The sequence below is a fragment of the Pseudomonas sp. KCJK9016 genome (genome assembly GCF_046231795.1).
Lineage (GTDB): Bacteria > Pseudomonadota > Gammaproteobacteria > Pseudomonadales > Pseudomonadaceae > Aquipseudomonas > Aquipseudomonas bananamidigenes.
This window is the reverse complement of the sequence record NZ_JBJJMM010000015.1, coordinates 71,234-83,768: the sequence shown is the minus strand read 5'-3', so window position 1 is coordinate 83,768 and position 12,535 is coordinate 71,234. Positions and strand designations below refer to the sequence as shown.

Below are 12,535 nucleotides of genomic sequence, written 5' to 3'. Positions count from 1 at the left end.
GCTGCATGAACCTGATTTCATGACGGTTTTGTTTCAATCCGCACTTTAGCTGTGCAATGCTGGCGCCCGGACCGTTCGCCAACTACAGCTTATGAACAACACGTAGAAACTGCGCGGTATCGTCAACTTGCCCCTTTGGGGCACTGCAACTACAGGGGGTCTGCATGCTCACCCTGCTCAATCTGCTGTCTGCCGTGGCCCTGCTGATCTGGGGCACGCACATCGTCCGAACCGGCATCCTGCGGGTGTACGGCACCAACCTGCGGCACGTGATCGGCCAGAACATGTCCAGGCGCTGGCTGGCGTTCATCGCCGGCATCCTGGTGACCGCGATGGTGCAGAGCAGCAACGCCACCGCCATGCTCGTGACTTCCTTCGTCGGCCAGGGGCTGATGGCGCTGACCCCGGCCCTGACCACCATGCTCGGCGCCGACGTCGGTACGGCACTGATGGCGCGGGTGCTGACCTTCGATCTGTCATGGCTGTCGCCGCTGCTGATTTTCCTCGGGGTGATTTTCTTTCTGTCACGCAAACAGACACGGCTCGGGCAGATGGGCCGCGTGGCCATCGGCCTGGGGCTGATCATTCTGGCGCTGCAACTGATCGTCGAGGCCGCCGGGCCGATCACTCACGCCAAGGGCGTGAAGGTGATCTTTGCTTCGCTGACCGGCGACATCCTGCTCGACGCCCTGGTCGGCGCGCTGTTCGCGATGATTTCCTACTCAAGCCTGGCCGCGGTGCTGCTGACCGCGACCCTGGCGGGCGCCAATGTGATCAGCCTGCCGGTGGCGATCGGTCTGGTGATCGGCGCCAACATCGGCAGCGGCGTGCTGGCGTTCATGAGCACCAGCATGCAGAACGCCGCGGGCCGGCAAGTGGCACTCGGCAGTCTGTTGTACAAACTGATCGGCCTGTTGCTGATCATTCCGGTACTCGACCCGCTGGCACACTGGATCGACAGCCTCGATTACAGTCCGCAGGAAATGGTCATCGGCTTCCACCTGCTCTACAACACCGCGCGCTGCCTGATCCTGCTGCCGACGGTCGCGCCCATGGCGCGGCTGTGCGCCTGGCTGTTGCCGGAGCGACCGGAGGTCAATGGCACCGCCAAACCGCGTCACCTCGACCTGACCGCGCTGGTCACGCCAAGCCTGGCGCTGGCCAACGCCGCCCGGGAAACCCTGCGCATGGGCGACCTGATCGACAACATGCTCGACGCCACCCTCGACGTGCTGCGCGGCAAACAGACCGCAGTCACCCAGGAAATGCGCAAGCTGAGCGATGACGTCGAAGCGCTGTACAGCGCGATCAAGTTATATCTGGCGCAGATGCCCCGGGAGGATCTTGGCGAACAGGACAGTCGGCGCTGGGCGGAAATCATCGAACTGGCGATCAACCTCAAGCTTGCCAGCGACCTGATCGAACGCATGCTGCGCAAGGTGCAGCAGCAGAAGACGTCCCAGCGCCGTTCATTTTCCGAAGACGGACTGGAAGAACTGGCCGGGCTGCACCAGCAATTGATCGCCAACCTGCGGTTGGGGCTGTCGGTGTTTCTCAGTGGCGACAAGGAAAGCGCACGCCAGTTGTTGCGCGAGAAACGTCGCTTCCGCGCTCAGGAGCGGCGTCTGGCCCATGCCCATGTCAGCCGTTTGCAACGCAAAATCGTGCAAAGTATCGAGACCAGTTCGTTGCACCTGGAATTGATTGCCGATATGAAACGCCTGAACTCGCTGTTCTGCAGCAGCGCCTACGTGGTGCTGGAAACTTCCGACACCGGCGCGCTGGCGGCGGACGAAATGGCCGACATCACGCATTCGCCTTGAACGTCTGGGGCTGTGGTCAGTCAGTACTCATGGTTCAGCCTCAAGGACGCCTTTGCGAGCAGGCTCGCTCCTGCATTTGAAAGGCATTCCTTTGTGGGAGCGAGCCTGCTCGCGAAAGCGATCCGACTGACGACACGGATCTCCAACTCAGTTGTATGGAAGCTCGTTATGCGTTGCCTGTTGTTCGCTTGTCTGCTGCTCGGTTCCCTGCCCGCCCTGGCCCTGGATCGTTTCCAGGTCGAGGGCTATGCCCTGCCCAACGGCCTGCAATTGCTGCTCAAACCCGGCACCGAACGCGGGCATGTGGCTATCCGCCTGGTGGTGGGCGTCGGCCTCGACGATTTCGACTGCAATGAAAAGGAGCTGCCGCATCTGCTCGAACACCTGTTGTTCAGCGGCATCGATGCCACTGGTGAAGGTGGCCTCGAAGAGCGCATGCAGGCCCTGGGCGGTGACTGGAACGCCTTCACCAGCAACGCTGACACCACGTTCGTCATCGAAGCCCCGGCGAAAAACCAGCGCAAGGTCCTCGACCTGTTGCTGGATCTGCTGACCCAGACCCGTTTCGACGACAACGCGATCAACGCCGCCAAACGGGTGGTCGAGCGCGAGGACGGCGGCCATTACACCCGTCTGCGGCGCTTTCTCGACCGTCAGGACCTGGGCCACAGCGCCAGCAATCAGCTGGCGGTCGAGCTTGGGCTGAAGTGCCCGCAACGGGCCGAAGTCGATGGCCTGACCCGCGAGCAGCTGGATAAGGTGCGCAAGGCCTGGTACGCGCCGAACAACATGACCCTGATCGTCGTCGGCGACCTCGACAAGCTGCTGCCGGCCTATCTGGAACGGGCGTGGGGCGCGCTCGAGGCGGTCGATCCGAGCGAGCATCGGTCGCTGCCGGACATCCGCACCAGTGCCGCCCATGAGCGCACGCTGACCCGCGGCTTCATCGGCAATGGCGCCAAGCTGCACTGGCTGGTGCCGGAGCCGGTGCTCGACGACCAGTACGACGAGACTTTCGATTTGCTCAAAGAATATCTGGAGTGGGCGCTGTATCGCGAGTTGCGCCTGAACCATGGCTTGTCCTATGGACCCTGGGCCGAACGCGAGGTGTTTGGTGGCGTCGGTTTCATGAGTCTTAACGCCGACCTTGATCGCAGTGATATCACCGAGGCCGAACAGGTACTGGAAGATCTCAAGGCCAGCCTGCTGAAAAACGGCCTCGATGCCGACACCTTCAATCGCATCAAACAGGCAGCCATCGCCCATCAGGCCTGGGCCGTCCAGGGCAACAGCGGCATGGCTGACTATTACTGGAGCGCGCTGGGCGACTACGAGGATGGCCGCTTCGCCGATCCTGCCCGGGAACTGCAAGGGGTGACGCTGGAAGCGGCGAACAAGGCCATGCGCGAATTATTGTTGCAGCCGGGGTATCTGCGCATCGAGAAAGCGTTGTTCAGTGACGATCAGGTGGTGTGGCTGATGGGGGGCGGTTTGGGCGTTGTGTTGCTGCTCCTGCTCGGCTGGCGACTGCGCCGGCGAAAATCCGTGCCTTCAGACTGACCGGCAGCCTCGCCACAGGCCCCGACGGGCGGTACTCTGTCGAGGTTTTTTTCCTCGACTGTCGTGAACCGCCCACATGCCTAAATTGAACCTCCTGATCCAGCGCATCCTCGAACTGATGAAGCGCTACCCCGGGGTCATTGCACTCGGCGGTTTCATTTCCGGTGTCGGCAGTTTCATCCTGGTCGACCGGCAACAGGGCCTGGCGAGCTGGATCACCACGATCATGCTGCTGAGCTGGATCTGGCTGATGCTGGAAAACAGCTTGACGGAGCTGTTCACCCGGGTCTTCAAACGGGAAATTCCCCAGCCGCTGCTGCGTTATGCGACGCAGATGATCCATCAGGAAAGCCTGTTTTTCGTCCTGCCGTTTTTCTTCATCACCACTACCTGGAACAGCGGCCAACTGGTATTCACCGGCCTGCTGTGCATCGCGGCGCTGATCTCGATCGTCGATCCGCTCTACTACAAATGGCTGGCGCCCCGGCGTTGGGCGTTTCTCGCGTTGCACACCCTGACCCTGTTCGCTGCCCTGCTCACCGCCCTGCCGGTAATCATGCACCTGACCACCTCCCAGAGCTTCAAGTGGGCGCTGGGCATTGCCGTGGTGCTGTCATTCCCGAGCCTGGCGTCGATCTTCCCGATCCGCACCGTGCGCAATGCGCTGGCGATCCTCAGCATCACCATAGGTATCGGTGGCGTCGGCTGGGTCCTGCGTTCGTGGGTGCCGCCGGCAACGTTATGGATGACTGACGTGGCAATCAGCACTCAGGTGCAGGACCGCACTCCCGGCGCCAGCCTGGAGCAAGTCAGTGCCGATCAGATCCGTAGCGGCGGCCTCTACGCCTACACCGCGATCAACGCGCCGCGCGGGCTCGATGAGCGGATCTACCATGTGTGGCAGTTCAACGGCAAAGAGGTCGACCGCATTGCCCTCGACATCCACGGCGGGCGCAAGGAAGGCTATCGGGCGTGGACCCACAAGCAGAACTTCCCCGGCAATCCGGTCGGTGACTGGCAGGTGCGGGTGCTGACCGAAGACGATCAGGTGATCGGCGTACTGCGCTTCGAAATTACGGACAGCACACCGATCAAAGAAAAGTAATCCGGTTCGTGCTATTACGTAGATTCGCTCAGCCGCAGAACAAGCACGGAGTCTATGACCAGCAGCGCGATGACCGGTAATGCCCGACTGGACACGTCAATCAGCCCTGCCCGCCTGCGGGTCACCGGGGACTGGACGCTTGCCCATTACGCCGAACTCAAGCACCTGAGCGAAACGCTCCGCGGTCAGTACGACGCCAGCACCACCATCGATCTCAATGGCCTCGGCGCCCTCGACACCGCCGGCGCTTCACTGCTGGTGGAGCTGCTCGGCTCCGAGCGACTGGGCAAGTCCGCCGAACATCCCGATTGCACGATTTCCGCTGCCGACCGCGCCTTGCTGCAAACCGTGTATCGCTCGCTGACCGACTTCTGCGTGCCGGTCAAGGAGCCGGAAATCAGCGTCAGCGTGCAGTTGCTGACCCGGATCGGCCGGGCCGTCGATGCGGTGTGGCAGGACACCCTGCAACTGCTCGGTTTTGTCGGTCTGATTCTCGAAACCATCGCTCGCAGCCTGTTCCGGCCCAGGCGCTGGCGGATCACGCCGATGATCGCGCACATCGAACAGACCGGCCTCGACGCCGCCCCCATCGTCGCCCTGCTGACCTTTCTCGTCGGCGCGGTGGTGGCGTTTCTCGGGGCGACGGTGCTGGCCAGTTTCGGCGCCAGCGTGTTTACCGTGGACCTGGTGGGCTTCGCCTTTCTTCGGGAGTTCGGCGTGTTACTCACGGCAATCCTGATGGCCGGCCGTACCGCCAGTGCCTTCACGGCGCAGATCGGTTCGATGAAGGCCAACGAGGAAATCGACGCGATCCGCACGCTCGGCCTCGACCCCATGGAATTGCTGGTGGTGCCGCGGGTGCTGGCGTTGCTGGTGGCGCTGCCGATGCTGACGTTTCTGGCGATGATCTGCGGGATCATTGGTGGCGCTGTGGTCTGTGCGGTGTCGCTGGATATTTCCCCGGCGATGTTCCTCTCGCTGCTGCAAAGCGACATAGGGATTCAACATTTTCTGGTGGGACTGGTCAAAGCCCCGATCTTCGCGTTCCTGATTGCCGCCATCGGCTGTCTGGAAGGCTTCAAGGTCAGCGGCAGCGCCGAATCGGTCGGCGCCCATACCACCTCGAGCGTGGTGCAATCGATCTTCGTGGTGATCGTGCTCGATGCGGTTGCCGCGCTGTTCTTCATGGAGATGGGCTGGTGAGTCGTCTACCCCGCATGCCGTCCGAAGCGGTGATCGAAGTCCGTGGCCTGTGCAATCGCTTCGGCAGCCAGAGCGTGCACGAGAACCTCGACCTGGACTTGTACAAGGGCGAGATCCTCGCGGTGGTCGGCGGTTCCGGCAGTGGCAAATCGGTGTTGCTGCGCAGCATCGTCGGTTTGCGCCGGCCCAGCGAAGGCATGGTCAAGGTGTTCGGTCAGAACCTTCCGAGCCTGCCGGAACATGAGCGTTCATTGATCGAGCGGCGTTTCGGTGTGCTGTTCCAGAAAGGCGCGCTGTTCTCTTCGCTGACGGTGACCGAGAACGTCGCCCTGCCCCTGATCGAACACGCCGGCCTGAGTCGTGAAGACGCCGAGCACCTGGCGGCGGTGAAACTGGCACTGGCCGGGCTGCCGCTGTCGGCGGCGGACAAGTACCCCGCCTCGTTGTCCGGTGGCATGATCAAGCGTGCAGCCCTGGCCCGGGCATTGGCGCTGGACCCGGACATTTTGTTTCTCGACGAACCCACCGCCGGCCTCGATCCGATTGGCGCAGCGCAGTTCGACCAGTTGATCCTGACCCTGCGCGATGCGCTGGGACTGAGTGTGTTTCTGGTGACTCACGACCTCGACACGCTCTACACCATTACCGACCGGGTGGCGGTGCTGGCGCAGAAGAAAGTGCTGGTAGCCGGGCCCATTGACGTGGTCTCGGAAACCGACGACGCGTGGATTCACGAATATTTCCACGGCCCTCGCGGCCGCTCGGCGCTGGACGCCGCCAAACTGCTCAACGAGGTCTGACATGGAAACCCGAGCCCATCATGTGTTGATCGGCCTGTTCACGGTGATTGTGGTGGCCGGTGCCCTGCTCTTCGGTCTGTGGCTGGCCAAGTCCAGCGTCGACACCGAGTTCAAGGATTACGAAGTCGTCTTCAACGAGGCGGTCAGCGGTCTGTCCCGGGGCAGCCCGGTGCAGTACAGCGGGATCAAGGTCGGCGACGTGGTCAGCCTGCGCCTCGACCCGCAGGATCCGCGCCGGGTGCTGGCGCGGATTCGGCTCGGCGGCGACACGCCGGTCAAGGAAGACACACTGGCCAAACTGGCCCTGGCCGGGATCACCGGCACGTCGATCATCCAGCTCAGCGGCGGTACGCCCGAGAGCCCGAAACTGCGCGGCCATGACGGCAACCTGCCGACCATCGTCGCTTCGCCCTCGCCTATTTCGCGGCTGCTCAATGACAGCAATGACCTGATGAGCGGAGTCAGTACGCTGCTGAGCAACGCCAATCAGATGTTCTCCGCCGACAACATCGAGCGCGTGAGCAAAACCCTCGAACATCTGGAGCAGACCACCGGTTCGATCAATGATCAACGCGGCGACCTGCGCCAGGCCATGCAGCAACTGGCGACCGTCGGCAAACAGGCCGGCAGCATGCTCGAGCAGACATCGGCGCTGATGCGTAATGCCAACGGTTTGCTCAACGATCAGGGCAAACAGGCGCTGGGCAGTGCCGAGCAAGCGATGAAGTCGCTGGAACAGAGCAGCGCCACCATCAACGGCTTGCTGAGCAAGAATCAGAATTCCCTCGACAGCGGCATGCAGGGCCTCAACGGCCTCGCGCCGGCAGTGCGCGAACTGCGTGAAACCCTGAATTCGCTGCGGGCCATTTCCCAACGTCTGGAGGCCAACCCCAGCGGTTACCTGCTGGGCAGTGACAAGAACAAGGAATTCACGCCATGAAGCTGACTCGCCTCGCCCTCCTCGCCGGCTTCACGCTGATCGGCGCCTGCTCGATCCTGCCCAAGTCCGAGCCGCTGGACGTTTACCGCCTGCCTTCTGCACAGGCGCCCGCCTCGCCCGCTTCGGCGACTCAGCATTGGTCGCTGCGTCTGAACAAACTGCAGGCCAGCGAAGCGCTGAACCGTCCGGGCATCGCGGTGATTCCCCAGGGTGACATCATCAGCACTTACAAGGCTTCGCGCTGGAGCGACCCGGCGCCGGTGCTGATGCGCAACCGGCTGCTCGATGGCTTCCAGCGCGATGGCCGCGTGTCGCTCCTGAGTACCGACGACAGCAACTTCCAGGCGGATCTGGAACTGGGCGGCAGCCTGCAGGCATTCCAGACGGAATATCAGGGCAATCAGGCCAGCGTCGTGGTGCGGGTGGATGCGTTGCTGGTGCGCGGTCATGACCAGCGGATTCTGGCCAGTCGCCGTTTTGAAGAGCGCCAGCCGTTGAGTGATGTGAAGGTTCCGGCGGTGGTGGCCGGATTCGGTCAGGCCAGTGATCGCCTCACCGCGAAAGTCGTGGCATGGGCGGTGGAGCAAGGGCAGAAAGTGGCCCCACCTGCCCGGCCCTGAGCCTCAGCCGAAGAACCAGTAACAGACGCCGATAGCGCCGAGCACGCCCGCCAGCTCGGCCAGCAGCGCGCACCCCACCGCATGTCGCGCCCGCTGGATGCCCACCGCGCCGAAGTACACCGCCAGCACGTAGAACGTGGTCTCGGTGCTGCCCTGGATGGTCGCCGCCACCAGCGCCGGGAAGCTGTCGACGCCGGAGGTCTTCATGGTTTCGATCAGCATTGCCCGGGCGGCGCTGCCGGAGAACGGCTTGACCATCGCGGTCGGCAGCGCATCGACGAAGCGCGTGTCCCAGCCTGCCCACTGCACCAGATGGCGAATGCCGTCGAGGCCGAAATCCAGCGCACCGGACGCTCGCAAAACACCGATCGCACAGAGCATCGCCACCAGATACGGCAGCAGGTTTTTGGCGACGTCGAAACCTTCCTTCGCACCTTCGACGAATGCTTCGTAAACCTTCACCTTGCGCAAGGCGCCGATCACCAGAAACAGCATGATCAGGCCGAACAGCGTCAGGTTGCCGAGAATCGACGAGAGGCCCGCCAGTGCGCTGGCCGACATCGTGGCCAACAGTGCCATGAAACCGCCGAGGATCAGCGCACCGGGAATCAGATATGCCAGCACCACCGGGTCCCAGACCCGCAGGCGCTGCATGAACGCCACCGACAGGAAGCCGACGATGGTCGAGCAACTGGTGGCCAGCAGGATGGGCAGGAACACCAGCGTCGGATCCGGCGCTCCTTGCTGGGCGCGATACATGAAGATCGTCACCGGCAACAGGGTCAGGGACGAAGCATTGAGCACCAGGAACAGGATCTGCGCGTTGCTGGCGACGGTCGAGCTGGGATTGAGTTCCTGCAGCGCCTTCATGGCCTTGAGGCCGATCGGCGTGGCGGCGTTGTCCAGGCCCAGGCCGTTGGCGGCGAAGTTCAGGGTGATCAGGCCCAGCGCCGGATGCCCGGCCGGTACTTCCGGCATTAACCGCAGGAACAGCGGCCCGAGCACTTTGGCCAGCCATTCGACGATCCCGGCCTTCTCGGCGATGCGCAGAAAACCCAGCCACAGGGTGAGTGTGCCGAACAGCAACACCATGACTTCGACTGACAGCTTGGCCATGGCAAAAATGCTTTCCACCATCGCCGCGAAGATCCCGGCGTTGCCGCCGATCAGCCACTGCCCCAGCGCCGACACGGCTGCCACGATGAAGAAGCCAAGCCACAGGCCATTAAGCATCAGTCAAATCCCCCGGAAGATGCGGCGAATGATAGCGGGGTCGCCAGAAACGACAAACCCCGGATTTCTCCGGGGTTTGTCAGGGCGCATGGCAGGCGGGGATCAGTTTTTCGAAACGTCACCGGCCGGCAGTTGTTCCTTGCTGCGCCAGTGCGGCAGCGAGTTCCAGTAGCGCTGGCCCTTGGCGTCGTCGTACATGCCTTCCCAACGGGCGATGACCAGTACGGCGAGGGCGTTGCCGATCACGTTCAGGGCGGTACGCGCCATGTCCATCACACGGTCGACACCGGCGATGAAGGCCAGGCCTTCCAGCGGAATGCCGACGCTGCCCAGTGTGGCCAGCAGAACCACGAAAGACACGCCCGGCACACCGGCGATGCCTTTGGAGGTGACCATCAGGGTCAGGACCAGCAGCAGTTGCTGGCTGATCGACAGGTCGATGCCGTACAGCTGGGCGATAAAGATCGCTGCGATGGACTGATACAGGGTCGAACCGTCGAGGTTGAACGAGTAGCCGGTCGGAACCACAAAGCTGCAGATCGCTTTCGGTGCGCCGTAGGCTTCCATCTTCTCGATCACGCGCGGCAGCACGGTTTCGGAGGACGCGGTGGAGTAAGCCAGAACCAGCTCATCCTTGAAGATGCGCATCAGTTTGATCACCGAGAAACCGAACATTTTGGCGATCAGGCCCAGGATCACGAAGGCGAAGAAAGCGATGGCGACGTAAACCAGAATCACCAGCTTGGCCAGCGGCAGCAGCGAGGCGAAACCGAAGTTGGCCACGGTCACCGCGATCAGCGCGAACACACCGATTGGCGCGTAGTTCATGATCATGTGGGTGACTTTGAACATGCTTTCCGAAACGCCCTGGAACATCTTCACCAGCGGCTCGCGCAGGTCCGACTGCAGGCTCGACAGACCGAGACCGAACAGCACGGAGAAGAAGATGATCGGCAGCATTTCGCCGCGGGCCATGGCTGCGAAGATGTTCGACGGGATCAGGTTGAGGATGGTCTCGATGAACGCGTGTTCATGTTGTACTTCGGCGGCGGTCGCCTGGTACTTGGAGATGTCCACGGTGCCCAGGGTGCTCATGTCGATGCCGGCACCCGGGTGGAACAGGTTGGCCAGAAGCAGGCCGACGACGATGGCGATGGTGGTGACGATTTCGAAGTAGATGATGGTCTTCAGGCCGATACGCCCGAGCTTCTTGGCGTCGCCCACGCCGGCGATGCCGACGATAAGGGAAGAAATGACGATCGGGATCACGATCATCTTGATCAGACGGATAAAGATATCGCCTGCCGGTTGCAGGACATTGCTGATCCACCAGGCCTTTTCGGCACTGAAATGGTTGAGCAACGCACCGATTGCAATCCCCAATACCAGACCGATGAGGATCTGCCAGGCGAGGCTGAGCTTTGCCTTCTTCATATTCTTTACCCTTACTTGCGTTTGACTCAAGGCACATGCAGGAACTGGAACGCTCTTGGCGGAAAAGTCTGTGCATCTGCCTCCGTATAAGGTGCCCCGAAGCGCGTATTTACGGCTCTCCGGCAGGCGAAAAAAGGCGCAACTATTCCGATGCGGGGTTGCGCCGTCTAATGCCGTAAACGCCTACCCTATGCCGAATCGGCATGAGTTTTTTTTACTGAAACTGGCGTCCCAACCGGTTCGAATACGACATTTCGGCAGGCATAAGTGCCGTGAACCGGCCATTACAGCGTAGATTGGTTATTTTTTGAGCGAGTGATTTCGACGAAAATTTTCGGAAAAAGCCTACGTTTGGAATCTAAAACCCTGACAGGCTTTATCGACTCTTTCTCGATATACGGTCGCGAGGAAACACCGCGAAACGCTTTTCGCGCGCAGTGTGAACGACAAAAAGATGAGCAGAACGCTCTGGATCAATGTTTTGTCACTTTGAAAGCTCAGCGCAAGCCCGTCGAACCACTGCGGGTCGGCGAACTTGCGTTGCAGCCTTTACCCTGACCCGGCCCTCATCGCAGGCACTCCCTGTACCCGTAGGTCACTCCGACCCTGAAACAGTCAGAACGTCCCGGCCCCCTGGTCATGCACCGACCTTCCTCGGGCGGGTGCAATGGAAGGCAGCTGTCGGCTGCCTTCGTGTTCAATACCAGTTCGGATCTTTCTTCAGCGTTTCCATCAACAGATCCTGCATGCCCTGATCGGGTTTGCCGATAAAGCGGTAAGTGGCATGTCGCGTTGGCGACTTGTCTGCCGGCAATCCTTCGGGCACATCGACCAGCATGCCGTAGGCGTGTTTCTTGTCGAAGCTGAATGCGACGATCAAGCGGTGGTTGAGGCACTTGTCCTGCGATTCGCAGAGCGGCCCCACCAGGTACTTGTCGCCGTCTTCCGTGACGGCATTCATCTGTTGGTCCGGCGCGCCGGAGAGGTTCATGACCCATTCCGGCAGGCGTTCTTCCTTTTTCACCACGCCTTCCCAGGTTTCCCGGTATTGCGGGTCCGAACTCAAGAGCTCGTTGGCCCGGGTCTGGCCATCATTGGCCGCCATCGCCATGGCACTACCGCCCAGAAGCAGGGCGGCTGCCAGTGTCTTTAAAGCACTCATGGTCAACCTCGGCCGCGACGGCCAAAGAAGAACGAGGCGATGAACATCACCAGGAACACGACAAAGAGAATCTTGGCGATACCCGTGGCGGTGCCCGCGATACCACCGAAGCCCAGGACTGCAGCGATGATGGCAATGATCAGGAATGTAATTGCCCAGCTCAACATGGTGATTCTCCTTGTTTCTATTTAGGGATGTTGCCGGTCTCGGCGCAGTGGCGCCCAGATTCGTGGATCAGAAAACCCAGCGTTCTTCGCGCGGCATGTCGCCCAACGGTTGCGGCTGGTCGACATCCATCATGCGCATCGCGCCGTTATCGACCTGGCTGCTGGTGACGGCGCTGAAGTGTGTCTGGGTGGCGTGTTGCATCGAAATCAAAGGCTCGGGGTGCTGACTCTGTTCCCAAAGCAGGTATTGCTGGCAGGCGATCAGGGTGATCAGCAGCGCCAGTGCGCCAAACAGGCCCTGCTGCAGATGCAGGGGAGAAATACGCATTTGGGCAGCACGTTGGCGAGTCATCCTGGTTTCCTCACTCTTGTCGGGTTGGGGCAGTGCATGTCTGCCCGGGCTGATTGAGTTATTGCAGTCGGCATGCCAGCTTTTTTGTTTGAAAAATTCTAATAAAATCAGATGCTTATAATTGATGTGAATTTTT

12 protein-coding genes are annotated in these 12,535 nt (G+C 61.2%); 7 read left to right on the top strand and 5 right to left on the bottom strand.

The features are described 5' to 3' along the window. The first annotated feature begins 164 nt into the window (after window positions 1–164). The 7 genes from ACK6BI_RS16380 to ACK6BI_RS16350 all read left to right on the top strand — a co-directional run bounded on the left by ACK6BI_RS16380 (window position 165) and on the right by ACK6BI_RS16350 (window position 8,051). Window positions 165–1,823 carry a Na/Pi cotransporter family protein gene (locus tag ACK6BI_RS16380; protein WP_409317869.1) on the top strand — a complete coding sequence of 553 codons (1,659 nt, stop codon included), beginning with the start codon at window positions 165–167 and terminating at the stop codon, window positions 1,821–1,823. Window positions 1,824–1,991: 168 nt separating this feature from the next. After that, entirely contained in the window at window positions 1,992–3,383 is a 1,392-nt protein-coding gene (locus ACK6BI_RS16375; RefSeq protein ID WP_409317868.1) for a M16 family metallopeptidase, read from the top strand. Between the two features lie 76 nt (window positions 3,384–3,459). Then, window positions 3,460–4,488, top strand: a complete 1,029-nt coding sequence (locus ACK6BI_RS16370) for a DUF5924 family protein (RefSeq protein WP_409317867.1) — start codon at window positions 3,460–3,462, stop codon at window positions 4,486–4,488. A 54-nt stretch (window positions 4,489–4,542) separates the two neighbouring features. Next, window positions 4,543–5,691 (top strand): MlaE family lipid ABC transporter permease subunit, encoded by a 1,149-nt coding sequence (locus tag ACK6BI_RS16365; RefSeq protein ID WP_409317866.1) that lies wholly within the window; start codon window positions 4,543–4,545, stop codon window positions 5,689–5,691. A 14-nt stretch (window positions 5,692–5,705) separates the two neighbouring features. Further along, the gene (locus ACK6BI_RS16360; protein WP_176704470.1) at window positions 5,706–6,491 is read left to right on the top strand and encodes an ABC transporter ATP-binding protein; all 786 of its coding nucleotides are present in this window, start codon (window positions 5,706–5,708) and stop codon (window positions 6,489–6,491) included. Window position 6,492: 1 nt separating this feature from the next. Next, window positions 6,493–7,431, top strand: coding sequence for an MlaD family protein (locus ACK6BI_RS16355; RefSeq protein ID WP_409317865.1), 939 nt, complete (start codon window positions 6,493–6,495; stop codon window positions 7,429–7,431). Then, complete coding sequence (locus ACK6BI_RS16350; RefSeq protein ID WP_409317864.1) at window positions 7,428–8,051, top strand: ABC-type transport auxiliary lipoprotein family protein; 624 nt, start codon at window positions 7,428–7,430, stop codon at window positions 8,049–8,051. Before ACK6BI_RS16355 ends, ACK6BI_RS16350 begins: the two co-directional genes overlap by 4 nt. 3 nt (window positions 8,052–8,054) lie before the next feature. Here the strand turns inward: ACK6BI_RS16350 and ACK6BI_RS16345 are convergent, their stop codons facing one another. The 5 genes from ACK6BI_RS16345 to ACK6BI_RS16325 all read right to left on the bottom strand — a co-directional run bounded on the left by ACK6BI_RS16345 (window position 8,055) and on the right by ACK6BI_RS16325 (window position 12,399). Then, window positions 8,055–9,284, bottom strand: a complete 1,230-nt coding sequence (locus ACK6BI_RS16345; RefSeq protein ID WP_409317863.1) for a nucleoside recognition domain-containing protein — start codon at window positions 9,282–9,284, stop codon at window positions 8,055–8,057. 102 nt (window positions 9,285–9,386) lie between these two features. Then, entirely contained in the window at window positions 9,387–10,718 is a 1,332-nt protein-coding gene (gene gltP / locus ACK6BI_RS16340) for a glutamate/aspartate:proton symporter GltP (RefSeq protein ID WP_260521666.1), read from the bottom strand. 697 nt (window positions 10,719–11,415) lie between these two features. Continuing rightward, window positions 11,416–11,880 (bottom strand): inhibitor of vertebrate lysozyme family protein, encoded by a 465-nt coding sequence (locus ACK6BI_RS16335; protein ID WP_409317862.1) that lies wholly within the window; start codon window positions 11,878–11,880, stop codon window positions 11,416–11,418. A 2-nt stretch (window positions 11,881–11,882) separates the two neighbouring features. Then, window positions 11,883–12,047 (bottom strand): DUF1328 domain-containing protein, encoded by a 165-nt coding sequence (locus tag ACK6BI_RS16330; RefSeq protein ID WP_003177151.1) that lies wholly within the window; start codon window positions 12,045–12,047, stop codon window positions 11,883–11,885. Window positions 12,048–12,114: 67 nt separating this feature from the next. Then, window positions 12,115–12,399 (bottom strand): hypothetical protein, encoded by a 285-nt coding sequence (locus ACK6BI_RS16325; RefSeq protein WP_065260171.1) that lies wholly within the window; start codon window positions 12,397–12,399, stop codon window positions 12,115–12,117. Between the last annotated feature and the right edge of the window lie 136 nt (window positions 12,400–12,535).

Excerpts from the sequence above, each read along its gene's own strand:
- ACK6BI_RS16380 (WP_409317869.1), top strand. The coding sequence starts at position 165 with ATGCTCACCCTGCTCAATCTGCTGTCTGCCGTGGCCCTGCTGATCTGG.
- ACK6BI_RS16375 (WP_409317868.1), top strand. The coding sequence starts at position 1,992 with ATGCGTTGCCTGTTGTTCGCTTGTCTGCTGCTCGGTTCCCTGCCCGCC.
- ACK6BI_RS16370 (WP_409317867.1), top strand. The coding sequence starts at position 3,460 with ATGCCTAAATTGAACCTCCTGATCCAGCGCATCCTCGAACTGATGAAG.
- ACK6BI_RS16365 (WP_409317866.1), top strand. The coding sequence starts at position 4,543 with ATGACCAGCAGCGCGATGACCGGTAATGCCCGACTGGACACGTCAATC.
- ACK6BI_RS16360 (WP_176704470.1), top strand. The coding sequence starts at position 5,706 with ATGCCGTCCGAAGCGGTGATCGAAGTCCGTGGCCTGTGCAATCGCTTC.
- ACK6BI_RS16355 (WP_409317865.1), top strand. The coding sequence starts at position 6,493 with ATGGAAACCCGAGCCCATCATGTGTTGATCGGCCTGTTCACGGTGATT.
- ACK6BI_RS16350 (WP_409317864.1), top strand. The coding sequence starts at position 7,428 with ATGAAGCTGACTCGCCTCGCCCTCCTCGCCGGCTTCACGCTGATCGGC.
- ACK6BI_RS16345 (WP_409317863.1), bottom strand. The coding sequence starts at position 9,284 with ATGCTTAATGGCCTGTGGCTTGGCTTCTTCATCGTGGCAGCCGTGTCG.
- gltP (WP_260521666.1), bottom strand. The coding sequence starts at position 10,718 with ATGAAGAAGGCAAAGCTCAGCCTCGCCTGGCAGATCCTCATCGGTCTG.
- ACK6BI_RS16335 (WP_409317862.1), bottom strand. The coding sequence starts at position 11,880 with ATGAGTGCTTTAAAGACACTGGCAGCCGCCCTGCTTCTGGGCGGTAGT.
- ACK6BI_RS16330 (WP_003177151.1), bottom strand. The coding sequence starts at position 12,047 with ATGTTGAGCTGGGCAATTACATTCCTGATCATTGCCATCATCGCTGCA.
- ACK6BI_RS16325 (WP_065260171.1), bottom strand. The coding sequence starts at position 12,399 with ATGACTCGCCAACGTGCTGCCCAAATGCGTATTTCTCCCCTGCATCTG.